Origin of the sequence: Vibrio jasicida 090810c (genome assembly GCF_002887615.1) — a bacterium.
Lineage (GTDB): Bacteria > Pseudomonadota > Gammaproteobacteria > Enterobacterales > Vibrionaceae > Vibrio > Vibrio jasicida.
On sequence record NZ_CP025792.1, the window covers coordinates 851370 to 874447 of the forward strand.

Here is a 23078-nt window from a genome sequence, read left to right on the forward strand (position 1 = left end):
CATGCCAACTTTGTTTTCCTTTACTAAACAACGAGTTAATCATTTTGTTGTTGTAGCACACTGATATGCTATGATGCTTTTTACCAACAGTTGGTAAATTTCACCAACTTCAATACTGTAAATCATGGTCAGATAAAAAATAAGAAGGACTTTATGAAGCAGAACCTAATCGGTGAATCACCCGCCTTTCTCTCTGTGTTAGATAAAGTATCACAAATCGCACCGATTGAACGACCGGTCCTCATAATCGGAGAACGAGGCACAGGTAAAGAACTCATAGCACAACGTTTACACTATTTATCAAGACGTTGGGATAAGCCACTGCTTTCTCTAAACTGTGCGACATTAAGCGAAGGCTTGATTGATTCTGAACTTTTTGGCCATGAATCTGGTTCATTTACTGGTTCGAAAGGGAAACACAAGGGACGCTTTGAGCGGGCTGAAGGGGGCACGCTTTTCCTCGATGAACTCGCGACAGCCCCGCTTTTGGTACAAGAAAAACTATTGCGAGTAATCGAATACGGCGAGTACGAGCGTGTAGGCGGCCACACCGCATTAACTGCAGACGTTCGTTTGGTGTGTGCTACCAACGCTGACCTTCCACAATTGGCAGAGCGCGGTGATTTTCGCGCGGACTTGCTCGACCGACTGGCCTTCGATGTGATCATGTTGCCACCCTTGCGAGAACGCAAAGAAGACATTCTTTCTCTCGCCGAGCACTACGCCATAAAAATGTGTCGTGAATTGCAACTGGAGTACTTTGTTGGCTTTACAGAAGAAGCACAACAGTCTCTATTAGATTACGCTTGGCCTGGTAATGTGCGTGAACTCAAGAACGTAATAGAGCGAGCTATTTATCGCCACGGACTCAATGCCGATCCAATCGAGTACTTGGTGTTTAATCCATTTGAAACCTGTTGGGAAAACGCACTTGGTCATTCTTCAGACCAAGGAGAGCAGGAAACGGAGCAACCTCATGTTGGTCCAACAATTAACTTCCCGCTGGACTACAAACAATGGCAAGAAGAACAAGACATCACTCTTCTTAACCGCGCATTAGAAGAGGCCAAATTTAATCAACGACAAGCAGCGGACTTACTTGGACTCAGTTACCATCAACTTAGGGGGATGGTAAGAAAATACGGATTGGTTGGACAAAGCTAAGTCTTTGACGTGAATGGCATCATCCTTAAATCGCTCACTATACTAAAACACAGCCCCCTTTATCGAATTAGGGGGAATTGAGCGGAACTTCATGACGACTGGAATAATACATAGTAGCGAGCACTCAAGAGGCAAATTTGGTCATTATCAGTAAATGATGCGGTAATTTGATCTAACACCCTGCGACTCAACGATTTTGTATTTGGAGCGAGTTAGCAAAGGTGATAAATTAGCGAGATCATTTTCGCTTGTCACTCTTCGCCTTCAACCGCATAGAAACAAGCAAGATCCAATGACCATTTCATATTATGAAAGCTTTTATCAAACTATCGCTGAGCCTTATCGGGATTAGCTTACTCACCGCTTGTGGTGACGAAATCGATCACAATGATATTCGTGAGAATGGATTTGTGTTTTGTGGGCAGGGTAAGCCAACCACGTTTAACCCTCAGCTCATTGACAGCGGCATCACTGCCGAAGCACTTAGCCCTCAGCTATACGATACGCTGCTTACACTCGATCCTAAATCTCACCAACCAGTTGCAAACCTTGCAGAAAAGTGGTCTGTAAATGAGGAAGGTACGGAATACACCTTTAACTTAAAGCAGGACGTGCAATTTCAAAAAACTCCTTGGTTCTCCCCTTCTCGTCCATTTAATGCACAAGATGTGGTATTCAGCTTTAAGCGAATCATTGATGTAGACCATCCGTTTCACGACGTCGGTGGTGGTTTTTATCCATGGTTTGCAGGTTTAGACTTCCAAAATCTCGTGCAAGATGTGATTGCTCTTGATGACCACACCGTTAAGTTTGTTCTCTCTCAACCTAACTTTGCCTTTTTAGCCAATATTGCCACCAGCCACGCCGTGCTGCTGTCAGCAGAATATGGGCAACAACTTGCGGCCAAAGACGAAAAAGAACAAATTGACTTGTTACCTATCGGTACAGGTCCTTACCAGTTAAAAGAATACCAAGTGAATGATTTGATTCGTTTGGAGCGTCACCCTAAATACTGGAAAGCGCCGGCGAAAATGGAACAGGTCGTTTTTGATATTTCACATCGTGGCACTGGCACGTTGGCAAAACTTTTACGCAATGAATGTGATGTACTTGCTTCGCCAATCTCTAGCCAAATTCCAATCATACAAGAAACCGAGCACCTTGAATTAACCGCAACGCCTGCTAATAACGTCTCTTTTATCGCGATTAATACTGGTCATCCGGCACTGAAAGATGCGCGAGTTCGTCAAGCTCTCAACCTTGCTATCAACCGCCAAAATATCCTTGATTCCGTATATTACGGCACGGGTACTCAAGCTTATACACTACTGCCGCCGAACTCATGGGCATACCAGAAAGACAGCGTGAAGATCCGTTATGATCGTAATTACGCATTGGCGTTGCTGCGAGAGGCTGGGTATGAGAAAGGTCTGCAATTAACCATGTGGGTGCCGCTAGAACCTAGAGCCTTCAATCCAAGTCCACGTAAAACCGCGGAGTTGATTCAGGCGAACTTTGCTGATATCGGCGTCGAAGTACGACTACTAACCGATGATCGCTTTGAACGAACTCAGCTCGAAAACATCAATAATGTTGACTTACTGCTAACAGGTTGGATTGGTGATACGGGCGATCCTGATAACTTCTTCCGCCCTCTGCTTTCTTGTGAATCTGAACGTGTTGGCCTGAACGTTTCCATGTGGTGTAACGACGACTTCGATTTCTTGTTGGATCTGGCATTAGAAACCGAGCAACAACGTTATCGTTTAAACTTGTATCGCCAAGCGCAGAATATTCTCAATGAAGAGTTTCCTGTCATTCCATTAGCTCACGGCGTTCAATTCCGTGTGCACGATAAATCGTTGAAAGGCTTTAAATCGAGCCCTTTCAATGCACAACCTTTTGATAAAGTTGAGAGAGTTCATTAATGTTTTGGTACGCCGTAAGACGTCTTAATCTCTTTGTCATCACTTTGATGATCCTCACTTTAGTGGGCTTCTCTTTGCTACGTCTTGATCCGACATCACACTGGGCAAACGTGGAGTTTTGGTCAGGCTGGCAAAGCTACCTTGTTGAGCTTTCACATCTTAATTTTGGTATCAGTAAGAATGGGAACCCAATCTATGATGAGCTCGCGGTCGTATTCCCTGCGACGTTAGAGTTGTGTTTCTTCGCCTTCGTTGTTTCACTATTAATTGGTATTCCTTTGGGGACCGTAGCAGGCATGAAACAAGGCAAGTGGCTAGACACCAGCATCTCATTTGTCTCTATGTCAGGGTATTCGGCGCCAATCTTCTGGGTTGCCCTGATGCTGATTATGGTCTTCTCTCTGCAATACCACGTATTCCCTGTGGCGGGTCGTTATGACTTACTTTACGAAATTGACCACGTAACAGGCTTTGCAATTATTGATGCCTTTATGGCCAAAGGTGAATACCGTGCTCACGCGTTACAAAGCGTGATTGAGCATATGATCCTGCCTTGTTTGGTTCTCGCATTGACACCAACAACACAAGTCATTGGCTTGATGCGTGCATCAGTGGCAGAAGTGATGAGTCAAAACTACATTCGCGCCGCACGAATCAAAGGTTTATCCAACCGTGAGATCGTCACTCAACACGTTCTTCGGAATGCGATTCCGCCTATCATCCCAAAAGTTGGCGTTCAGCTTTCGAGCATGATTACCTTGGCGATCATCACAGAATCCATCTTTAACTGGCCGGGCATTGGACGTTGGTTATTGGATGCACTTGCAAATCAAGATTACGCTTCCATCCAAGCAGGTGTCATGGTGTTAGCGACGCTTGTTTTAACCGCCAATATCCTATCGGATCTGATTGGTGCCATGATTAACCCTCTGGTGAGAAAGGAATGGTATGCTAACAAATAACGTTTATCAGGAAGAGCGCATTCCAACCCAGTTTGAACGATTCTGGCGCAGTTACCGCGCAAACAGTTTGGCAATGTTTGGTCTTTGGTGCCTTGGCTTTATTGTCTTAATCACCATATTGGCCCCTATTTTAGCGCCTTACGATCCACAAGCTCAATCTGGCGAATTGTTAGTGCCGCCTTCGTGGGCGCCAGCCGGAACCGTCGATTACTTTTTAGGAACTGACGACCTAGGTCGCGATATCTTATCTCGTTTAATTATGGGCTCTCAGCTCACCTTTGGTGCTGCCGTAGCAATTACTGCTATTGCCGCATTCATCGGCTGTATTATTGGTGTGTTAGCGGGTATGACCAAAGGTCTGTTATCCAGTACGCTTAACCACTTGCTCGACACAGTCATGTCCATTCCATCATTACTGCTGGCGATTATCTTTGTGGCGTTTTTGGGCTTTGGTGAGTTCAATATCCTTTTGGCGATCTGTCTGGCTTTAATTCCACGCTTTATCCGCTCGGTTTACATCGCCGTGCACACCGAAGTCGAAAAAGACTACATCATGGCTGCCCGTTTGGATGGCGCTAACGACTTCTACTTGCTTTGGAACTCGATTCTACCGAACGTATTAACAGTCATCGCTGCAGAAATAACCCTGGCACTCTCGGTCGCTATTCTAGATATAACTGCGCTTGGTTTCCTAGGTTTAGGCGCACAAGCACCAAGTACGGAATGGGGTGCGATCTTGGGTGACTCTGTTGAACTGATATACATCGCACCTTGGACCGTTACCTTACCGGGTCTGACCATTATGTTTACCGTTGTTGTTCTAAACTTAGTGGGTGAAGGTGTACGCCAAGCACTCAATGCGGGGATCGAATAATGCCATTATTAGATATTCGACATTTAACCATTGAAATTGAAACACCATCGGGCTTAGTCAAAGCCGTTGATCGCATGAGCATTACCTTGAATGAAGGTGAAATTCGTGGTCTGGTTGGTGAATCTGGTTCCGGTAAGAGTTTGGTTGCAAAGGCTATCGTGGGTGTTTGTAAAGACAACTGGAAAGTGACCGCAGACCGAATGCGTCTTGGCAATATTGATCTGCTTCAGCTAACGCCAAAAGAGCGCCGTCGTGTGATTGCACGTGACATTGCGATGATTTTCCAAGAGCCATCGACTTGTTTGGATCCGTCGGAAGAAGTCGGAAGACAGTTAATTGAATCCATCCCTTCTCGATCGTTTGAAGGTAAATGGTGGGAGCGCTTCAAGTGGCGCAGGAAGCAAGCAGTTGCCCTACTCCATAAAGTGGGTATCAAAGATCACCGTCGTTTGATGGGCAGTTATCCTTATGAGTTGACCGATGGTGAATGTCAAAAAGTCATGATTGCGATGGCGATTGCAACCAAGCCAAAAATCTTGATTGCTGATGAGCCAACCAACGATCTAGACCCGATTACTCAATCTCAAATTCTGCGTTTGCTGAGCCGCATGAACCAACTCAACAACACAACGATTGTGCTGATTGGTCACGACTTAACCACCATTACTCAGTGGGCAAATCGCATTACGGTAATGTACTGTGGGCAGTCCGTTGAATCAGCTGATACAGAGAAGTTGGTCGCCGCTCCCAAGCACCCTTATACTGCGGCACTGCTTAAAGCCATGCCTGACTTTAACGACTGGATTCCGCACAAGCAAAAGCTGCAATCTCTACCGGGTTCTATCCCTCCACTTCAGCATCTGCCGATCGGTTGTCGCTTAGGACCTCGTTGCCCTTATGCTCAGAGGCAATGCGTCGAAATTCCACATACTAAACGTATCAAAAACCATAAATTTAGCTGTCACTTCCCACTGAATACGGAGAAACATTCATGAGTGCGTTGCTTGAAGTCGATAACCTATCGAAACAGTTCGTCACGCGCTCTGGTCTGTTTAAACGCACAGTCAAAGAAGCAGTTAAGCCGGTGAGCTTTTCCTTAGAGCCTGGACAAACTATCGGCTTTATTGGTCAAAATGGCTCTGGCAAGTCAACGTTAGCGCGCATGCTTGCTGGCGTTGTCGAACCAAGCTCTGGGGAGATTCGCGTTAATGGTGAGCGCTTAGAACACAAAGACTATTCGACGCGTTGTAAGCTGATCCGCATGATTTTTCAAGATCCAAATACCTCATTGAATCCGCGCATTCAGATTGGTCGAATCTTGGAAGGTCCGTTAAAGCGAAACACGAACATGCCACCAGACGCACGCATGAAACGTGTAAAAGAAACCTTACTTCGTGTGGGTTTGCTTCCGGAGCATGCTTACTTCTATCCTCAAATGCTAGCAGCAGGTCAGAAACAGCGTGTGTGTCTTGCTCGTGCTTTGATTCTACAACCTTCCATCATTGTTGCCGATGAGGCATTAAACGGTTTAGACATGGCGATGCGCTCGCAAATCATTAATCTCTTCCTAGAATTACAAGAAGAGATGGGCTTGTCTTTCGTTTACGTATCACAGCATATCGGCATAGTGAAGCACATTACTGATAAGGTCATGGTTATGCACGAAGGTGAAGTAGTAGAATTTGGTGAAACCAATCAAGTACTAACCAACCCAGAGCATGCGATTACCCAGCGTCTGGTGGAAAGCCACTTCTATAAAGCTCCAACTCACTAAAAGTCGACAAACACTGACAGTGATCAAAAAACAAAAAAGCCTGCTATCACAGCAGGCTTTAACGTATCTATACAGTTGATCATAAACGCGTCAATTAACGACGGCTCTCTTGTTTACGAAGCTCGAAATCAAACTCGTCAGGAAACAGCACGACGCCTTCTTCATTTTGGTTTGGGAACACCACAACAGACAGTTCGTCATCTTCTAGACCCGATGTCCAGCGACTGTGCCATTTATTCAGCGAGATAGCTTCTGGCTCGCACTCTTCCCAATCACCCGTCGCCCATTGCTGTGCGAATTCTTCATTTGGCCATACTGGAACACAATCGTCGTCTTCGGTGTTCAGCATCACACAGCCGTGTTCATCCTTTAGAATCCACACTTTGCGCTTTGCGACAATCTCTTTCACACAGTATTTCAAACGCTGCTCTTCATTGTAGCGGTTGATGGTATCCATCTGCTCTTGGGTTAATGCTTCGGACATTTCTCGTCTCCTATTTTCCCATAGAAAAATGCCCACCTATCGGCGGGCATTTAAAGTATACGTTGGTAATAATGAAATTACACAAGCTCAGTTTGAAGCCAAGGCCAGCCTTGCTTCTTACGGCTTAGAGTGTTTTCCATCATTAGCATGCCGTCTTTCTCGTGCTTAACAAGCTTCTCAGCCCACTCACCTTTGTAAAGAAGACGAGTTTGCGCAGTAGTGATGTCTGTTAGCATAACAGCAGCAAATGCTAGGTTGTCGTTTGCACAACGTGCTTCTAGATCCGCTTCTAGTGCTTCGATCATGCCGTCAACTTGGTCTAGAGTCGCAAGTTCAACCTGACCTACTACTACATCACGACCGTTGAATGGGTAACCTTTCAGGTCTTTTTCAACAAGTTCAGCCGCAGATAGACCTTCGATGTTTGTCTTAGCGATTAGAAGATCTTTAGTGAATGCATCAACATCTTGTACGTCCGCAATAGCCGCTAGCTCAGCGACAGCATCTTTGTCTTTTTGAGTACAAGTTGGCGAAGCGAAACCTACTGTGTCAGAAAGAATAGCTGACATCATTAGTTTAGCGATTTGAGGCTTGATCTCGTGACCTTCAATCTTGAACATGTTGAACAGTACTGTGTTAGTACAACCAACAGGCCAGATCCATGCTTCCATTGGGTTTACTGTCATCACGTCACCTAGACGGTGGTGGTCAACAATACCTGCAACTTCTGCTTCAGCAATATCGTCTGGTGCTTGCGCTAAATCTGAGTAATCTACTAGCCAAACAGTTTCACCCGCGACTGAAGTACGAAGTTCAGGAACTTCTGCGCCAGCCACTTCAAGGATGTGCTGAGTTTCACGGTTAATTTCGCCTTGGCGGATTGGCATCGCTTCAGTACCACGTGCCTTTAGAAGTTCAGTTGCAACTAGTGCACTACAGATGCTGTCACTGTCTGGGTTCTTATGACCTACAACTAGAATCATGTTTCTTCCTATTCAAGTCAGTTTGATGCGCTTCCGAACGGGGGTGTATTGCATAGTGAATGACACCTTGGAAGCGGGTTTGCTCACAAAGGCCGATACTTTACCTGAAATTTTGCTTTTGTCCTAATTTCAAAACGTAAAAAAGGCTCAATAGCTTCGACCAACAAGCTGAGCAAGGATGAATTGCAGCACTGAGCCGCTTTAATCGTAACAAACGAAAAAGCCCAAGCAGTTTAACGCTTGGGCTTTAGAAGAGAGGTAGCTTAAAACTGCTTCACAGTATCACCGGAGCTCACTTCCACTTTTCGGTTCTTATAACTTGTGTAACAAAAAACACAGATAAACTTGAGCGTCATGATCAGGATAATGGTTGGCGCTGGCGCGCTATCAATAAAGAAACTCAGATAAACACCCAAAAATGCGCTGAGTAACGAGATACACAATGCTAATAACACCATGCTATGGAATCGGCGTGTTAGCAAAAATGCCGTGGCGCCTGGAGCAATAAGCATCGCAATCACTAAGATCATCCCCACCGCCTTTAAAGCTGCCACAATAGCCAGGGACAGAAGCGATAACAAACCATAGTGCAGGAACTTAACAGGCAAGCCAATTGCTTGGGCATGCTGGTGGTCAAAAACAAACACCAGAAGGTCTTTACCCTTGAACACGGCAAAAAGAACCACCAGCAAAGCAACAATCGCCGCTTCGATAATATCGGCCCAACTTACCCCTAAAGCATCACCAAACAAGATATGGTCTAAATGAACGCCAACCTCAACTTTGGTCATTAAAACAAGGCCCAACGCAAACATAGCGGAGAAGACAACACCCATGACAGTGTCTTCTTTAATACGGCTGTTTTCTTTCAAGTACCCCGTAGAAAGAGCACAGAAAATACCCGCAGCAAACGCACCAACTGTGTATGGGATCGCCAAGATATAAGCAATAACAACACCGGGTAAAATGGAGTGCGCGATGGCATCGCCCATCAATGACCATCCTTTCAATACAAGAAAGCACGAGAGCAAAGCCGTGGGAATAGCAACCAACAAGACGATTAAGAAAGCCTGCTGCATGAAGGTGAACGTAAATGGCATAACGAGAGTATCAAGCATTTTTGTGCTCCTTACTCATCATTGGAATGGTTGAAGATCCATCACGCTGTTTTCGTGTCAATTGTTGCTTACTTTTACGCCTGATGGCGATTTGTCCATGTTTAGGAGCAAAAACAAACGCAGTTAAGAAGCAAGCAGTTTGCATTAGCACAATGATTCCACCTGTCGCACCATCGATGTAGTAGCTAATATAAGCGCCTAAAAATGAGCTCAATGCACCAATGATAACAGCATAAACGATCACCCTAGAGAATCGGTCGGTCATTAGGTAAGCCGTAGCCCCTGGAATCACCACCATGGCAATCACCAAAAACGCCCCTACTGTTTGTAGCGCTGCAACCGTACAGGCACTAAGAAGTGTAAAGAATAATACTTTAAGCTTGGTTGGATTCAGGCCAACACTCTGTGCGTGATTTTCATCGAAGAAAACCACCATTAGATCCTTCCATTTGATAAGTAATATTGCCAGCGATATACCCCCGATTATGACTAGCTGAAACGTATCCGTTGGTGTGATGGCCAATACGTTGCCTAAGACGATGGTTTGAATGTTAACCGCGGCAGGAAACAAAGAGACAAGGAATAAGCCCAACCCAAAGAAGGAGGTAAAAATCAGGCCTATAATGGCATCTTCTTTTAATTTACTTCTTTGACTTAAAAACAACATTCCTGCTGCTGCAAGACCGCCAGATAGAAACGCGCCAAAGGCAAATGGCAGACCAAGCATGTAAGCTCCAGCAACACCGGGAACAATCGAGTGAGACAATGCATCACCAATCAATGACCAGCCCTTGAGCATCAGGTATGTCGATAAAAAGCCACAAACACCACCGATAAGCGCACTCACCCACATCGCATTTACCATGTAGCCGTAGTGAAATGGTTCAAGTAAATAATCCATTAAATGAACTCCTTACTTCTCAACTCTAGAAACAGGTACCGCTTGCTGCTCGCCATACATCACGACCGGACGCTCGTGATCTGAAAGGACTGTCAGCTTACGTTCATCATCGTCTTCATGAAGGTCTTTACCGCCAAGGATGAAATGACGAAGGACCCCACCAAAAGCAAGTTCAAGGTTTTCAGGAGTGAAAACATCACGAGTCATACCAGATGCCAATACCGTTCGATTGATCAATACGGTACGGTCACAAAAGTCTGGAACACTGCCGAGGTTATGGGTAGAAACCAGCATCACTTTGCCTTCGTCACGTAGGTCACGAAGCAATGCCATGATTTGATCTTCGGTTTGAACATCGACCCCCGTAAAAGGTTCATCGAGTAAAATAACGTTGCTCTCTTGAGCCAGTGCCCTTGCCAGAAATACTCGCTTTTTCTGACCGCCGGAAAGTTCCCCAATTTGGCGTTTTCTAAAAGGCGTCATGTTCACGCGATCCAGCGCGGCCGTCACCATGTCATGATCTTTTTGCTTTGGAATTCGCAACAACCCCATATGACCGTAACGTCCCATCATGACAACGTCTTCGACCAATACGGGAAAATTCCAGTCGATTTCTTCACTCTGTGGAACGTAAGCCACCACATTTTGCTTAAGTGCTTTTTTAGCAGGGAGACCAAGGATCTCGACCGATCCTTGGCTCACCGGAACAAAACCCATGATCGATTTGAATAGCGTAGACTTACCACTTCCATTCACTCCAACAAGGGCCGTAATCGACCCTTTTGGAAGTGTAAAACTCGCGTCATACAGTGCGGTATGTCCGTTACGATAAGTGACGCTGATGTCCGATACTTTAATACCCGTCATTACTGCTCTAGACCCTCTGCAATTGTATTAGACGTCACTTGTAATAAATCCAAAAACGTAGGGACTGGACCATCTTGGCTACTTAGCGAGTCAACATAAAGGACACCTGCGTATGTCGCCCCCGTCTCGCGAGCAACTTGTTGCGCTGGCTTAGCAGAGACCGTACTTTCGCTAAAGACCGCTGGGATTTTATTGGAGCGAACTTCATCAATGACACGTTTAACTTGTTGTGGTGTGCCTTGTGAATCTGCATTGATTGGCCATAGGTACAGCTCTTTTAAACCAAAATCGCGAGCTAAGTAGCTGAACGCCCCCTCACTGGTCACTAACCAACGTTGGTCTTCTGGGATTTGAGCGACTTTTTCACGGATTGGCTGCACCATGTCCATGATCTGCTTTTTGTAGACTTCTGCATTCTTCTGGTAAGTCTCCGCATTAACGCTGTCATATTTCACGAGAGCATCTCGAATATTGTCGACATAAATTAACGCGTCACTTGGGGACATCCAAGCATGTGGGTTGGGCTTACCACTGTATGGGCCTTGCGCGATGCTCATTGGTTTGATGCCTTCCGTGACAATCACACTTGGAACATCGTGCAGATTTTTGAAAAATTTCTTGAACCACAGTTCTAAGTTCAGTCCATTGTAAAGAATAAGGTCAGCGCCTTGAGCACGACGAATGTCTCCTGGCGTAGCTTGATAATTGTGGATTTCAGCGTCGGGCTTCGTAATGGATTCGACAACAGCAGCATCACCAGCAACATTTTTCGCGATGTCAGCGATAATGGTGAAGGTAGTCACGACTTTAAATTTCTCATCAGCCACCGCTGACGCACTCAATCCCAATGATAATAATGACAGAAGTACAGCTGCAGGTTTGGCTAAAGCACCAAGTTTCAATCTCATCCTTGTTTTCTCCAGAAGGCAAAGTTACTTTGAAAGTTAGAATGATTCTACATTCCAATAGCAACACTGTAAATGATAATGGTTATCATTTACAGTGTTTTTAACTTTTATCTTATGAAAAGTGTGAGATCGTTTTGAACAGCCCTTTAAACAGCCGTCACAATTGCTTTCGCATTCAATCCTTTATCTAAGTTGACCAACAATAATTGGCACGGCTCTTGGTTGATTTTTTCTCCGGTCCAAAAATCGTACCAATCGGTAGGTTGGTCGGCTGTGAGGGTAAATTCCATAGGTTCATCATTGGTGTAGTTAAACAAGCAATGTAGGTCATTCTTGGAGGTCAGCGGCAAAAATGCGTGATTTAAGCCTAACGCAGTAAACTTGGCAGCCTCTTGATTTCGACGCTGGCGCAGCATTAGTTTAGAGAGTGTCTTACTCGCAAATGACGTAATCTCTGGCAAAGGATCACCAGAAAGCAGTAAGCCACCACAAGCTAATAGAACATTGCGATGAAATTGGTAGTCTTCTCGGGAAGCGGCTTGGTTTGGAAGTGAAGTAAACGTCGCACAATCAGGGTCGATTTGCCACAACTTACGATGTTGCCAACTGCGGAAGAAAGTCTCTTTAGCGATTTGTTCAAAGCGATGACTATGGCGCTCGACATCGTCAGACACACGCATTGCATCGACTAAGCCCAAAGAAGGCCACATTGGCGCGTTACAGCCTAATAGCCATGCATCCCCTGCCCCTGTGGCGATCGCTTCCATCCCCATGCGGTAGGCTTCTACACCGGTTACGCCCGATTGACTGCGCTTACCTTTTAAAGTGCCCCAGTAGTTTGCGTCTAATTTGAATAGCTCAACACCCCACTCTTCTCGCATGACAGATACGACGTAAGTTAAGTGATCTTGAACTTCAGGGTTTGAAGTATCGAGAATGTACCAAGGTGTACAGCGCCAACCACCAAAGGTGACATCTTCAGCTTTCAGGAGGTCTCCGTCTTCGTGACGCACAAACCATTCAGGATGCTTTTTGAAGATTTCTGATTCTGGTTGGGCAATGAATGGTGCCATCCAGATCGCGGGCTTCTTGCCCTTCGCGCGAATGTTATGAATAAGCTCTTTTACACCACCAGAGAACTTATCAGAAGGCGTTAACCAATCGCCCATGAAAGCTTGGTAGCCATCATCCAACAATACCCATTCAAGCTCAGACAGCTTATCTTGCATGCATTCAACATTTTCTAGGACGTTATTTTCAGTCACTTCCGCATAATACGCATACCAAGAACACCACCCAATTGGCGCATCTTGTAAAACACCATTACGCACGGAGTGATGTTCTGCAATCATCTCACTGTATTCAGCGTAGAGTTCAGACAGAGAATCACCACGTAAAACGGCAACAGATTCAAGGGTATTGTGCGCCCAATCGGCCACTTGTGTCATTTCACCATCGAGAGCAGCAGATAGAATCCAATGATCACCATGTTGAACAACATCAAAATAACCCGCAAAACGATGACATGAGGTGAAACCAAACAAGGTATAGCCTGCAGCATCTTCTACAACGAGATAGTTGTAGTAACGTTTTGGCGCATGTTCCGGATAGATTCGATACGACGCATTGTTATCAGGACAGCGGCCAATATCGACGGGGTGAGAAATGGTGCCCGAAGTTTGAGCGAGCATCTGGAAGCCGTCACCTATAACGGTCGCTCCTTGCTCATATAAGAAAGGCATTTCAAATAGTACTTCTCGTTCGCTGTAGGTTTTGTTGTGAATCCCCGCAAACGAAAAGTGCAGTTGGTTACCAACGACTTCGAACTGAAGATCGTTATCCATCACCGTTATTTCAGTGTGATTGGCCAATTGAATGGTTTGAGCCATAGAAAATCTACTCACTTGATTATTATTGTGTTGTTTCCTTCATTATCCTTTGCTTCTCTCCCCCAAATCGTTATCGACATCACGAATCGACATCGTTCCTAATTATATCAAATAAGTATTGAGAGAATGCTCACTGAAATTTTGGTTAAAAAAATACCAGCCCGAAGGCTGGTATTTCATTTAAAGCTTAGTGTTGTTATTAAGCAACTTCGATTGGACCACCGAATGAAGTCACTGGTGGAACTTTACCAGTGAATTTCTCGAAGTCTACGATACATGTGTTCGCAGAAGTCGCCTGTGCTAGCTCAGAAGAACCGATATCTTGAGTTAGTGTGTTAGGGTCACCGTAAGTACAGATTGCACCTACTTTCTCGTTTAGAGGACCGTACCATGCACCTTCTTCGATACGCACAACACCACGTGGGTAGCTGTCTGTTAGAACCGCACCAGCAAGAAGTTGACCACGGTCGTTAAATACACGTACCAAGTCACCGTCTTTAATGCCTTTTGCTTTCGCATCAGCTGGGTTTATGTATACAGGCTCGCGACCTTGAACAGCGTAAGTAGCACGGAAATCTTCAGATTCACACATCTGAGAGTGCAGACGCTTGTCCGGGTGGCAAGATTGCAGCCAGTACGGGTGTTTGTCAGAGCCAGGGCCACCGTGTGATCGTTCTGATTTCTCGAACCACATTGGGTGTTCTTGACAATGTTCGTAACCGTAACGACCGATCTTACGAGAAGTGATCTCGATGAAGCCAGAAGGCGTACCCAGTGGGTTGATTTCTGGATCTTTACGGAAGTCAGCGTGACGAACCCAAGGCTTACCTTCACCGAAGTCTAGTACGCTTTGTTCCCAGAACTCTTCAAATTCTGGCATCTCGAACTTACCGTCGTTCGCTTTCTTACAATCGTTGTACAGGCTACGGATCCATTCCATTTCGCTCATGCCACGAGTGTACTCGTCGCGACGACCAAAGCGTTGAGTCAACTCACTCATGATTTGGAAATCTGGCTTAGATTGGAACAATGGATCCACTAGGCGGTGCATAGCAACCAAACCTTTATTCGAGTATGAACCGTATACATCAATATCGTTACGTTCCCACTGAGTACATGCTGGTAGAACGATGTCAGAGAAACGACATGTTGCAGTCCACGCAAACTCAATAGTTACCACAGTCTGAAGCTTTTGGAATGCTTGCTTCATGCGGTTACGATCTTGGTGGTGGTGCCATGGGTTATTACCTGAGATCACCATCATCTTGAAGTCTGGAAGCTTAACTTTACCACCGTTGTAGTTGATTTCTTTACCTGGCTCTAGAAGACAGTCGATCCAACGTGCAACAGGGATAGTACGGCTGTAACCGTTAAAGTCGTTGTTATCCCACTTCGGTTTCATACCTGTGTCTAGGTTACGAGGGAAGCCACCAGGGCCCGCGAAACCAGTTGAAGGAACACCGATACTTGAGTAGTGGTGACCGTAAGAGATACCGCCACCTGGTAGACCGATTTGGCCAACCATTGCTGCCACAACTGCAGCTGCCCAGTATGGTTGTTCACCGTGCTCTTGACGCTGGATACACCAACCCATCAGGATTTGTGTACGGCCGTTTACTAACATGCGTGCGAATTCACGAATCTTGTCCGCTTTCACACCACAGATAGGTGCAGCCCACTCAGGCGTCTTAACAACTTTATCTTTCGTTTCACCTTGAACGTACTTGATGAAGTCTTCAAAACCTAGGCAGTAAGTCTCGATGAACTTCTTGTCGTATAGGTCTTCATTGTACAACACGTGCGCAACAGCAAGCATAAATGCTACGTCTGTTAGCGGGTTGATGTACAAGTGGTCATTTTCAAGGTAACGCTGAGTCTTGTTCTTCACTGGGTCTACAGATAGAACGTTGATCTCACCTTTCGCTACTTTTTCTTTCAGTTGCGCTAGGTACTTAAATGACTCGTGCGTTTCACAGTTCCAACCTACCTGTAGGTTTTTCACTGGGTCGTTTGCCCAAAGAACGATGTTGTCTGAGTTCTCTAGGATTTCAGACCAAGACGTACCTTGTGCGTATACTTCTGTAGAACCAAGTACGTAAGGCATGATGGTTTGACCCGCACCAGTAGAGTAGTCACCTACTTTAGTGATGAAGTTACCGTGCATACCTACCGCACGTTGCATGTGTGCAGTACAGTTGTTGAACGCACCAGTTTGGTTCCAACCTGTTTGACCTGCGTGTAGAGCCCATGGACCGTATTCTTTTTGAACACGCTCTAGCTCACGGTAGAACAGGTCTAGAGCTTCATCCCATGTAACACGGATGAAACGGTTGTTACCACGCGTTTCCGCGCTGTATTTGTGCTTTTTAAGCCAATCTAGACGAACCATTGGGTAACGAACACGTGATGGGCTGTAAATGATGCCCTTGATGCCGTTCAACATTTCTGTTGGGTTCTTATCTAGTTCTAGCGGTTTGATCTCTTGAACTTTACCCGCGTAGATGTGGGCGCGGAACGCGCCCCAGTGTGAACCTGTTACTTTCCAAGTACCCGTAGTCTCAGCTGCATTTGCAGATGCTGAAGCCAATAAGCTTGGACCGATAACTGACGCTGCACTTGTGGTTGCTACACCTTTAAGAAAACTTCTTCGTGTAATAGCCATTTAATTTACTCCAATCCGACGCTTATTAGTGGTGGCCTTCAGCATAATCTGAAGAGTGCTTCTGTAGGTACTTCAAGATCAGTGCTTCACTGTCTGTATCTAGGTTAACGAACGCTAGCATACCGTCAAACATACCTGGCCATGTATTCGCATCGAAGTGCGCTTCAGCTGGTTGTGTGTGACATACTGAACAGTTTGTTTTGTATGCTTCTGCTGATTTTTCCCATACAGGCGTGATGTCGTTCAGCATAGATTCTTTCTTGATCCATACTTTCGCAGCCACTTTTTCCCAAGGAAGACCTGTTAGCTCATCCACTTTCTTCTCACCAGCCGTTACAACGTCAGCGTCTGTTGCAGCGTCTTTAAGTAGAGAAGCTACTGCGATGTTTTTACCGAAGTCTTCTTGGATTACACGACCAAAGCCTTTCGCTTTACGCCAGCCGTCGATTTCGATTTCAACGTAGTCGCCTTTTTCTTCAAGAACTTTCACTGTTGATGCTGGGTTTAGAAGACCTGCTTCTTTCGCACCTTTATCGTCGAAGTAGATTGGTAAGTGACGAACACTTACTAGCTCCTGACCTACACCGTAATCTGTGTTAGATGCCATACCTTCTAGGTCACCAACAATACCACCGATGCTGTCCATACCAGCTGGAAGTTTGTGCGCGATGCCTTTGTGACAGTCAACACAGCTCTGATCTTTTTCAGCAGCTTGTTTCATTTGGATACGAGCTGTTGGAGACATTTGCTCGAAATCCATAGAGTCGTAGTTGTGACAGTTTTTACACTCTAGAGATTTGTTTGCAGAGAAACGATCCCATTCGTGTTTAGCAAGTTCGATACGGCGCTCTTCAAAAACACCTGGTTCATCGTAGTTACCAAATACTTGTGCAAATACTTCTTTAGACGCTTGCATTTTACGAGCGATCTTATCTGTCCAGTTATGAGGAACGTGACAGTCAGGACAAGTTGCACGAACACCAGAGTGGTTTTTCCAGTGAACAGTGTCTTGTAGTTCAACGTATACGTTGTCACGCATTGTGTGACAGCTGATACAGAATTCTTCTGTGTTGGTTGCTTCTAGGGCTGTGTTAAAGCCACCCCAGAAAATAACACCAGCGATGAAACCGCCCATAGTCAGCACACCAAGGCTGATATGAACTGCCGGGCGCGTCATAGTACGCCACAGTTTAATGATTAATGATTTCATTATTTGCTCTCTTAAAATCTTTTCTAAAGTGTGGTTATGAGCTCACTGGCTTACATGCCGTGCGCACCTGGGGGACCAAAGAAGAACACTTGAAGTGCCCAAACAATAAATCCGTAGCCACCTACGAAAGCCACACTCAGAATTGGGAAGAGAACAACTGCAATGAAGAGGAAAGACTTCCACTCCAGTGAGCGTTTTTCACCACTCTCAATTTTGTTAACATCACTCATACATTTGCCTATTTTGTATCTAGTGTTATTGGAAAGCCTGTCTTACCAAGCTTAAGTTTTTTACAATCTCTATTGGAAAATGTTAGACCATACTATCAGTAAGGTTCAATCAAATCTGACGCTTCATACCTTGTTATCCAACACTTTTTTGAGCTCATCCAGAGATGTGTTTGATTGATATTCTTTATTTAAAATTATTAACAGATGTGAAAAAATAAGTCTTTTGCAACCTTGTTAAAGATACAACATAAAGATAACTTTGTTTACATTTAAATGGATTTTTTCGTGCTACTAAACCGCTATTTTTTCGACTAAAGACAATACCTTGTGAACGTTATGTTAAGAAAAATTCACAGAATCCGACTGACTTTTTTGTCGATAAGTTTGCAAAAAAACAGAGCTTAGCAATTCATAAACCCATACTACTTCGTTAGAATCAAAGCGTTGTTTTTGGGGGAACATTTATGAATCAAGTTGTAGACATTAATTGGTTTGAGCTCGCACTTTTTAGTTTGATCCTTATCGTTCCCTTTGCCATTAATACTCGATACAAATTAGGCATAGCCAAAGACACTGCCATCAGTATTGCCCGTATGACCGTACAACTGCTCTTAGTGGGTGTTTATCTTGAGTACCTATTTAAACTGAATAGCTTAACTGTGAATCTTGTCTGGTTGTTGGTCATGATTGTCGTTGGGGCGAGTTCGATTGTAGGCAAAGCGAACCTTCCCAAAAGACCGCTAATGCTCCCTCTCATCACAGGCTTAACGTGCAGCCTTTTTCCCCTACTCGCTGGCATAATCTTAGGTTTGGTAAAACCGGTCCCCTTCTACAACGCCCAGTACTTAATTCCTTTAGCTGGTATGCTGTTAGGGAACAGTTTGAGTAGTAATATTGTTGCTTTGCAAAACCTATTCACTGCGTTTGAACAACGAAAATCCGAGTACGAAGCCGCTATCTCACTTGGCGCATCACCAAAATACGCGTCATTCCCTTTCCTTCAAGAAGCACTACGTAAGTCGCTTGCCCCAATCCTCGCCTCTATGGCAACAACGGGGTTAGTGACCCTTCCTGGGATGATGACAGGCCAAATCCTTGGTGGAGCTAGCCCAATGGTGGCAATTAAGTATCAATTGATAATCATGTTGGCGATTTTCGTCATGCTAAGTGTGTCTGTTGCGATTACATTGGAAATGACATTGAGCTGTGTACAAACAAGAGAAGGTCGCGTGAAAGTTAAGTTTATCAACAAGGATTAACTAGTCGAATGGCGAATACATGACCACATAAGCGTCTCATTTTATGAATTTTTCTTGTTCCAAAAAGATACACACGATCTTTAAGACAGGTTATCCACAGAAAATGTGGATAAACCACTAAAACCCATAAGCAACCAGAAACATAACATCAATTAGAGGCCATTATCTCCCACGCCCCCAAATGGTCATAAAGCAGTCATTCAACTGACATATGGAGACTCTAGAGTGCAGTTAACCACAAAGGGAGGAGTCACTATGGATAAGTTAATCATGCAGGAAAACGCAGATGAATTGCTGTCAGATTCACCAGTGGACTGGTTGGTACAAGAGCCAGGAGAAATAACGTCTCACTGGAATCCGAAGGAGTTTGGTATTAACGAAGAGTTAATCTAACCCTTTCAAACGGCAGATAAAAGAAAGGCAAGCCCAAGTTGGCTTGCCTTTTTCAATTCTATTTAAGGTGCTTATCTTCATCGCGTAAATAAATCATCCAATACCACATGCCTACGAAGACACCGCCACCAATGATATTGCCAATCGTTACAGGAATAAGATTGTTCATGATAAAGCCAACCATATTCAAATCTGCATAATCTGCGATATTCGCACCTGTCATTTGCCAGAACGATTCTGGAGCGAAGTATTTAATACCAATCGCCATCGGCACTTGGAACATGTTTGCAATACAGTGTTCAAAACCTGCTGATACAAACATCGCTACAGGCAGAATCATAACGGCAATTTTGTCTGTTAGCGTACGACCACTGAAGGTCATCCAAACCGCGATACAAACTAAAACGTTACACATGATGCCCAGCGCAATCGCTTGGAAGAAGCCATGATGCAGTTTGTGCTGAGAAATAGCCATCGCATTCAGACCTACTTGGCCACCATCGAACATATATTGCTTAGTGATCAACATACATACCACCAGCAATATTGCGCCAACCATGTTACCGAAGTACACAACCAGCCAATTCTTCATTAAGGCTTTCCATGAAATCTTGCCGCTTGCGCGAGCAACCAGTGTGAGTACAGAACTGGTAAACAACTCACCACCTGTCACCACGACTAGAATAAGACCAAGACTAAAAGCCAAACCACCGATTAAGCGAGTAATACCCCAAGGCATATCGCCCGCACCAGTGGTAACGGTTGTATAGAAAATGAAAGCGATACCGATATGAAGACCTGCTGAAATAGCGAGCAGAAAAGACTTCATTGGGGCTTTAGTCGCTTTGCCAACACCTACTTCGGCGGCACGTTCAGCAGCCTGAGGTGGTAAGAGTGAGTCAAACTGATTGAAGTTCATGGAAGTGTAACATTTAGAAACAATTAACGAGGCGCGGATAATCGCTCCATTTCCAGAGTTTTTCAAGGGCTATTTTTCATGTTTACTAAATTTGTTGTTGCTGAGAGAGTGATCGATAAAACTCAACTATGAGTTCTTGTCTTAACCATCATTAATATTTGGGAGCGATGTTTACCATCGAATAAAAATTCCGCGTTATATCAGGCCGATAGCGCCACACTTAACACTTCTCACGGTTTTCTATTGCTCAACCTAAGTTTTCAGACTAGCTTGGATAAAAAAGCACAAAGGAATTACCTATGAAATATTCAGCTGACCACATCGCCGAACTGAACCTACTTCTTCAATTCGACTTAACCAGTGCAGCTACGGGCATTAAAGTCCACAAAGAAGCTTCAGAAGACATGCAGGCAGCGGTTGCCCGCCTATACGAAAAACAACTATGCACTCAGCCTGATGGTGGTTATTTAACCGACGAAGGAATCGAAGTTGCAGAACATGCCGACAAGATCCTTCGAGTTCTTTCAGCAGAGTAATCTCACAAGTTTGTTCCAATCTTCTTAGTAAAAAGCCACCCTTTTGAACTGACCCCCCATAGTTGGACACTAATTATTGGGGGTCTTTTTATGTCCAAATATAGCCGCGAGCTAAAATGTGTCATTGCTAAACAATGCTTAAATGGTACGTCATCTAGTTATTTAGAAAAGCAATATTCAGTTTCTTCGAGACAGATTCGGTATTGGGCCCAAGTTTTTGCTATCCATGGTGCAGCTTCATTTTTACCAACTAAACATGCTGTTTCTGCTCAAACAAAGCTAAAAGCATTAAATTTAATGTGGACGAATGACTGGTCTCTTTCGCACACTAGCGCAGTATTTAACCTCTCGTCCCCTGGGATACTATCTGTCTGGCTCAAAAGATTTAACGAGCTCGGTATCAAAGGGCTCAAAATTCGCCAGAAAGGAAGACCTTCAATGAAACAGCAGCCTCAACGTACCACTAAACCAGATAATGAAATGACACTTGAGGAGCTAAGAGAGGAGTTGATCTACTTACGAACTGAGAATGCTGTTCTAAAAAAGTTGGAAGAGTTGGAGCAAGAAAAGAACCGTCGAACAAAGAAAAAGCGGTCATAGCTCTAACTCTTAAAGGTAAGTACCCACTGAAGCACCTGTTGCAAACTCTGCAACTGGCGAAAAGTGTCTTTTATTATCAGGCTCAAGCAAGCAAGCGTACTGATAGTTACGAAAGTGAACTGCGGTTGATAAAGTCAATTTATCATGAGCATAAGGGGCGATACGGCTACCGCCGTATTCACTTGGAACTAAAAAAGCGAGGCTTCATGTTGAATCACAAGACGGTTCAAAGGCTTATGGCTCAGCTAAACCTTAAATCAACGGTCAGGATTAAAAAGTACCGTTCATATCGAGGTGAGTCTGGAAGAACAGCTCCCAACATACTTGAAAGAGATTTTAGTGCGTCCCAGCCAGATGAAAAGTGGGTAACTGACGTTACGGAGTTCAAAGTCAAAGAGCAGAAAGTGTACTTGTCTCCGGTTGTCGACTTGTTTACTCAAGAGGTGGTTGCTTATAGAGTAGCTAAAAATGCCTGTTTGCCGCTTGTCATTGATATGTTGACGGAAGCGATATCACAGCTTAGACCGAACTCAAAGCCAATTATACATAGCGATCAAGGTTGGCAATATCGGCATCGACAATATCAGCAAAAAATCGAAGAGAGTGGGTTAATACAAAGTATGTCGAGAAGAGGTAACTGCTTGGATAATGCTGTTGCAGAAAACTTTTTTGCTTTACTTAAAACAGAGATGTATCACAACCAGAGCTTTGAAGATGCAGATACTCTGATAGAGCAAATTAAAGAATACATCGAGTACTACAATACCAAACGTATAAAGGTGAAGCTAAAAGGCCTAACTCCGATAGAGTATCGAACTCAGGCCTTGAAAGCCGCTTAACAGAAATGTCCAACTTTACGGGGTCACTTCATTTTCGGTGGCTTTTCTGTTTTTGTCATTCGTTCTGAATTCTTATTGGGCGATCAGCTTTTTCATTTTGCCGTAAGGTTTGACCTTGTCATAAACCCAATTAAAGCCAGTTGCATAAAACAAAAAGAAGATTAAGAATCCAGCTTCTAATGCGAGTGCTTGCAGCAATGTAATTTGTAAGAACCACGCAATGACCGGAATGGTGATAAATATCAACCCACCTTCAAATCCAACCGTGTGACCAATACGCACCATTAAACTTCTTTCTTCTCGGTTTGACCCAAACCATTTGTCAAAATACAAATTGTAAATGTAATTCCAGACTACCGTATACAAGCTTAACCCAATACCAACGACAGCCAAATCGCTTGAGCCTTTCCCTGTGACAAGTGAAGCCGCTGGGATAATCATCGCCAATGCAAACAGCTCAAATAGGATAGCGTGAAAGATACGTTCGTTACGTGCCATGTGTTTTTACCTAAATTGTTCTACTCAATGGCTGACATTTTATCTATCATCTAGATAAGTAAAAGTTAGATACCATCGGT

General features: G+C 44.4%; 23 protein-coding genes. 11 read left to right on the forward strand and 12 right to left on the reverse strand.

Translation table 11 applies throughout. From position 1 onward, the window contains the following. Positions 1-153 precede the first annotated feature (153 nt). From pspF to C1S73_RS04035, 6 genes are all read left to right on the forward strand, one after another. A complete protein-coding gene (pspF, locus tag C1S73_RS04010) occupies positions 154-1164 on the forward strand; it encodes a phage shock protein operon transcriptional activator (protein ID WP_038873622.1) in 1011 nt (336 codons plus the stop codon). A 308-nt stretch (positions 1165-1472) separates the two neighbouring features. Next, complete coding sequence (gene sapA / locus C1S73_RS04015) at positions 1473-3092, forward strand: ABC transporter substrate-binding protein SapA (RefSeq protein ID WP_038873624.1); 1620 nt, start codon at positions 1473-1475, stop codon at positions 3090-3092. Then, complete coding sequence (locus tag C1S73_RS04020) at positions 3092-4054, forward strand: ABC transporter permease (RefSeq protein ID WP_038873626.1); 963 nt, start codon at positions 3092-3094, stop codon at positions 4052-4054. The genes sapA and C1S73_RS04020 overlap by 1 nt, the downstream gene beginning before the upstream one ends. Next, complete coding sequence (locus C1S73_RS04025; protein WP_038873629.1) at positions 4041-4928, forward strand: ABC transporter permease subunit; 888 nt, start codon at positions 4041-4043, stop codon at positions 4926-4928. The genes C1S73_RS04020 and C1S73_RS04025 overlap by 14 nt, the downstream gene beginning before the upstream one ends. Further along, entirely contained in the window at positions 4928-5923 is a 996-nt protein-coding gene (locus C1S73_RS04030) for a peptide ABC transporter ATP-binding protein (RefSeq protein ID WP_038873632.1), read from the forward strand. The genes C1S73_RS04025 and C1S73_RS04030 overlap by 1 nt, the downstream gene beginning before the upstream one ends. Beyond that, positions 5920-6702 (forward strand): peptide ABC transporter ATP-binding protein, encoded by a 783-nt coding sequence (locus C1S73_RS04035; RefSeq protein ID WP_038873635.1) that lies wholly within the window; start codon positions 5920-5922, stop codon positions 6700-6702. The genes C1S73_RS04030 and C1S73_RS04035 overlap by 4 nt, the downstream gene beginning before the upstream one ends. A 94-nt stretch (positions 6703-6796) precedes the next feature. Here the strand turns inward: C1S73_RS04035 and C1S73_RS04040 are convergent, their stop codons facing one another. The 10 genes from C1S73_RS04040 to torE form a co-directional block, all read right to left on the reverse strand. After that, positions 6797-7186: a DUF2750 domain-containing protein gene (locus C1S73_RS04040; protein WP_038873637.1), complete on the reverse strand. Its 390-nt coding sequence runs from the start codon at positions 7184-7186 to the stop codon at positions 6797-6799. Between the two features lie 77 nt (positions 7187-7263). Further along, on the reverse strand, positions 7264-8169 hold the full coding sequence (locus C1S73_RS04045; RefSeq protein WP_038873640.1) for a manganese-dependent inorganic pyrophosphatase: 906 nt from the start codon (positions 8167-8169) through the stop codon (positions 7264-7266). Positions 8170-8432: 263 nt separating this feature from the next. Next, positions 8433-9287 (reverse strand): metal ABC transporter permease, encoded by an 855-nt coding sequence (locus tag C1S73_RS04050; RefSeq protein ID WP_038873643.1) that lies wholly within the window; start codon positions 9285-9287, stop codon positions 8433-8435. After that, positions 9280-10188, reverse strand: a complete 909-nt coding sequence (locus C1S73_RS04055) for a metal ABC transporter permease (RefSeq protein ID WP_038873646.1) — start codon at positions 10186-10188, stop codon at positions 9280-9282. Before C1S73_RS04055 ends, C1S73_RS04050 begins: the two co-directional genes overlap by 8 nt. 12 nt (positions 10189-10200) lie before the next feature. Further along, complete coding sequence (locus C1S73_RS04060) at positions 10201-11055, reverse strand: manganese/iron ABC transporter ATP-binding protein (RefSeq protein WP_038873649.1); 855 nt, start codon at positions 11053-11055, stop codon at positions 10201-10203. Then, complete coding sequence (locus C1S73_RS04065; protein WP_038873650.1) at positions 11055-11963, reverse strand: metal ABC transporter substrate-binding protein; 909 nt, start codon at positions 11961-11963, stop codon at positions 11055-11057. The genes C1S73_RS04060 and C1S73_RS04065 overlap by 1 nt, the downstream gene beginning before the upstream one ends. A 146-nt stretch (positions 11964-12109) precedes the next feature. Continuing rightward, a complete protein-coding gene (locus C1S73_RS04070; RefSeq protein WP_038873654.1) occupies positions 12110-13852 on the reverse strand; it encodes a glycoside hydrolase family 36 protein in 1743 nt (580 codons plus the stop codon). Positions 13853-14051: 199 nt separating this feature from the next. Then, entirely contained in the window at positions 14052-16514 is a 2463-nt protein-coding gene (gene torA / locus C1S73_RS04075) for a trimethylamine-N-oxide reductase TorA (RefSeq protein ID WP_038873657.1), read from the reverse strand. A gap of 25 nt (positions 16515-16539) precedes the next feature. After that, positions 16540-17724 carry a pentaheme c-type cytochrome TorC gene (gene torC / locus C1S73_RS04080; protein ID WP_038873660.1) on the reverse strand — a complete coding sequence of 395 codons (1185 nt, stop codon included), beginning with the start codon at positions 17722-17724 and terminating at the stop codon, positions 16540-16542. Positions 17725-17774: 50 nt separating this feature from the next. Beyond that, positions 17775-17954 carry a trimethylamine N-oxide reductase system protein TorE gene (gene torE, locus C1S73_RS04085; protein ID WP_005450728.1) on the reverse strand — a complete coding sequence of 60 codons (180 nt, stop codon included), beginning with the start codon at positions 17952-17954 and terminating at the stop codon, positions 17775-17777. Between the two features lie 464 nt (positions 17955-18418). Here torE and C1S73_RS04090 point away from each other — a divergent pair, with 464 nt between their 5' ends. Both C1S73_RS04090 and C1S73_RS04095 read left to right on the forward strand, forming a co-directional pair. Next, positions 18419-19213: an ABC transporter permease gene (locus C1S73_RS04090; RefSeq protein WP_038873662.1), complete on the forward strand. Its 795-nt coding sequence runs from the start codon at positions 18419-18421 to the stop codon at positions 19211-19213. Between the two features lie 255 nt (positions 19214-19468). Next, a complete protein-coding gene (locus C1S73_RS04095) occupies positions 19469-19606 on the forward strand; it encodes a hypothetical protein (protein WP_095759865.1) in 138 nt (45 codons plus the stop codon). A 58-nt stretch (positions 19607-19664) separates the two neighbouring features. Here C1S73_RS04095 and focA read toward each other — a convergent pair whose 3' ends face one another. Next, positions 19665-20525, reverse strand: a complete 861-nt coding sequence (gene focA, locus C1S73_RS04100; RefSeq protein ID WP_038873665.1) for a formate transporter FocA — start codon at positions 20523-20525, stop codon at positions 19665-19667. A 299-nt stretch (positions 20526-20824) separates the two neighbouring features. Between focA and C1S73_RS04105 the strand changes: the two genes are divergently transcribed. The 3 genes from C1S73_RS04105 (at position 20825) to C1S73_RS04115 (ending at position 22500) form a co-directional block, all read left to right on the forward strand. After that, positions 20825-21061: a TIGR02647 family protein gene (locus C1S73_RS04105; protein WP_038873668.1), complete on the forward strand. Its 237-nt coding sequence runs from the start codon at positions 20825-20827 to the stop codon at positions 21059-21061. A gap of 90 nt (positions 21062-21151) precedes the next feature. Further along, complete coding sequence (locus tag C1S73_RS04110) at positions 21152-21661, forward strand: helix-turn-helix domain-containing protein (RefSeq protein WP_038873058.1); 510 nt, start codon at positions 21152-21154, stop codon at positions 21659-21661. Beyond that, positions 21658-22500, forward strand: a complete 843-nt coding sequence (locus tag C1S73_RS04115; protein WP_244179735.1) for an IS3 family transposase — start codon at positions 21658-21660, stop codon at positions 22498-22500. The genes C1S73_RS04110 and C1S73_RS04115 overlap by 4 nt, the downstream gene beginning before the upstream one ends. A 72-nt stretch (positions 22501-22572) precedes the next feature. Here the strand turns inward: C1S73_RS04115 and C1S73_RS04120 are convergent, their stop codons facing one another. Continuing rightward, positions 22573-22998 carry a PACE efflux transporter gene (locus tag C1S73_RS04120; RefSeq protein WP_038867149.1) on the reverse strand — a complete coding sequence of 142 codons (426 nt, stop codon included), beginning with the start codon at positions 22996-22998 and terminating at the stop codon, positions 22573-22575. Positions 22999-23078: the final 80 nt, after the last annotated feature.

Bases quoted from the DNA above. Each gene is read 5' to 3' on its own strand.
- C1S73_RS04105 (WP_038873668.1), top strand. From the start codon at position 20,825: ATGAAATATTCAGCTGACCACATCGCCGAACTGAACCTACTTCTTCAA.
- torA (WP_038873657.1), bottom strand. From the start codon at position 16,514: ATGGCTATTACACGAAGAAGTTTTCTTAAAGGTGTAGCAACCACAAGT.
- C1S73_RS04070 (WP_038873654.1), bottom strand. From the start codon at position 13,852: ATGGCTCAAACCATTCAATTGGCCAATCACACTGAAATAACGGTGATG.
- pspF (WP_038873622.1), top strand. From the start codon at position 154: ATGAAGCAGAACCTAATCGGTGAATCACCCGCCTTTCTCTCTGTGTTA.
- C1S73_RS04050 (WP_038873643.1), bottom strand. From the start codon at position 9,287: ATGCTTGATACTCTCGTTATGCCATTTACGTTCACCTTCATGCAGCAG.
- C1S73_RS04095 (WP_095759865.1), top strand. From the start codon at position 19,469: ATGGATAAGTTAATCATGCAGGAAAACGCAGATGAATTGCTGTCAGAT.
- C1S73_RS04040 (WP_038873637.1), bottom strand. From the start codon at position 7,186: ATGTCCGAAGCATTAACCCAAGAGCAGATGGATACCATCAACCGCTAC.
- C1S73_RS04055 (WP_038873646.1), bottom strand. From the start codon at position 10,188: ATGGATTATTTACTTGAACCATTTCACTACGGCTACATGGTAAATGCG.
- C1S73_RS04065 (WP_038873650.1), bottom strand. From the start codon at position 11,963: ATGAGATTGAAACTTGGTGCTTTAGCCAAACCTGCAGCTGTACTTCTG.
- C1S73_RS04035 (WP_038873635.1), top strand. From the start codon at position 5,920: ATGAGTGCGTTGCTTGAAGTCGATAACCTATCGAAACAGTTCGTCACG.
- C1S73_RS04025 (WP_038873629.1), top strand. From the start codon at position 4,041: ATGCTAACAAATAACGTTTATCAGGAAGAGCGCATTCCAACCCAGTTT.
- C1S73_RS04110 (WP_038873058.1), top strand. From the start codon at position 21,152: ATGTCCAAATATAGCCGCGAGCTAAAATGTGTCATTGCTAAACAATGC.
- C1S73_RS04030 (WP_038873632.1), top strand. From the start codon at position 4,928: ATGCCATTATTAGATATTCGACATTTAACCATTGAAATTGAAACACCA.
- C1S73_RS04090 (WP_038873662.1), top strand. From the start codon at position 18,419: ATGAATCAAGTTGTAGACATTAATTGGTTTGAGCTCGCACTTTTTAGT.
- sapA (WP_038873624.1), top strand. From the start codon at position 1,473: ATGAAAGCTTTTATCAAACTATCGCTGAGCCTTATCGGGATTAGCTTA.
- C1S73_RS04020 (WP_038873626.1), top strand. From the start codon at position 3,092: ATGTTTTGGTACGCCGTAAGACGTCTTAATCTCTTTGTCATCACTTTG.
- C1S73_RS04120 (WP_038867149.1), bottom strand. From the start codon at position 22,998: ATGGCACGTAACGAACGTATCTTTCACGCTATCCTATTTGAGCTGTTT.
- C1S73_RS04060 (WP_038873649.1), bottom strand. From the start codon at position 11,055: ATGACGGGTATTAAAGTATCGGACATCAGCGTCACTTATCGTAACGGA.
- focA (WP_038873665.1), bottom strand. From the start codon at position 20,525: ATGAACTTCAATCAGTTTGACTCACTCTTACCACCTCAGGCTGCTGAA.
- C1S73_RS04045 (WP_038873640.1), bottom strand. From the start codon at position 8,169: ATGATTCTAGTTGTAGGTCATAAGAACCCAGACAGTGACAGCATCTGT.
- torE (WP_005450728.1), bottom strand. From the start codon at position 17,954: ATGAGTGATGTTAACAAAATTGAGAGTGGTGAAAAACGCTCACTGGAG.
- torC (WP_038873660.1), bottom strand. From the start codon at position 17,724: ATGAAATCATTAATCATTAAACTGTGGCGTACTATGACGCGCCCGGCA.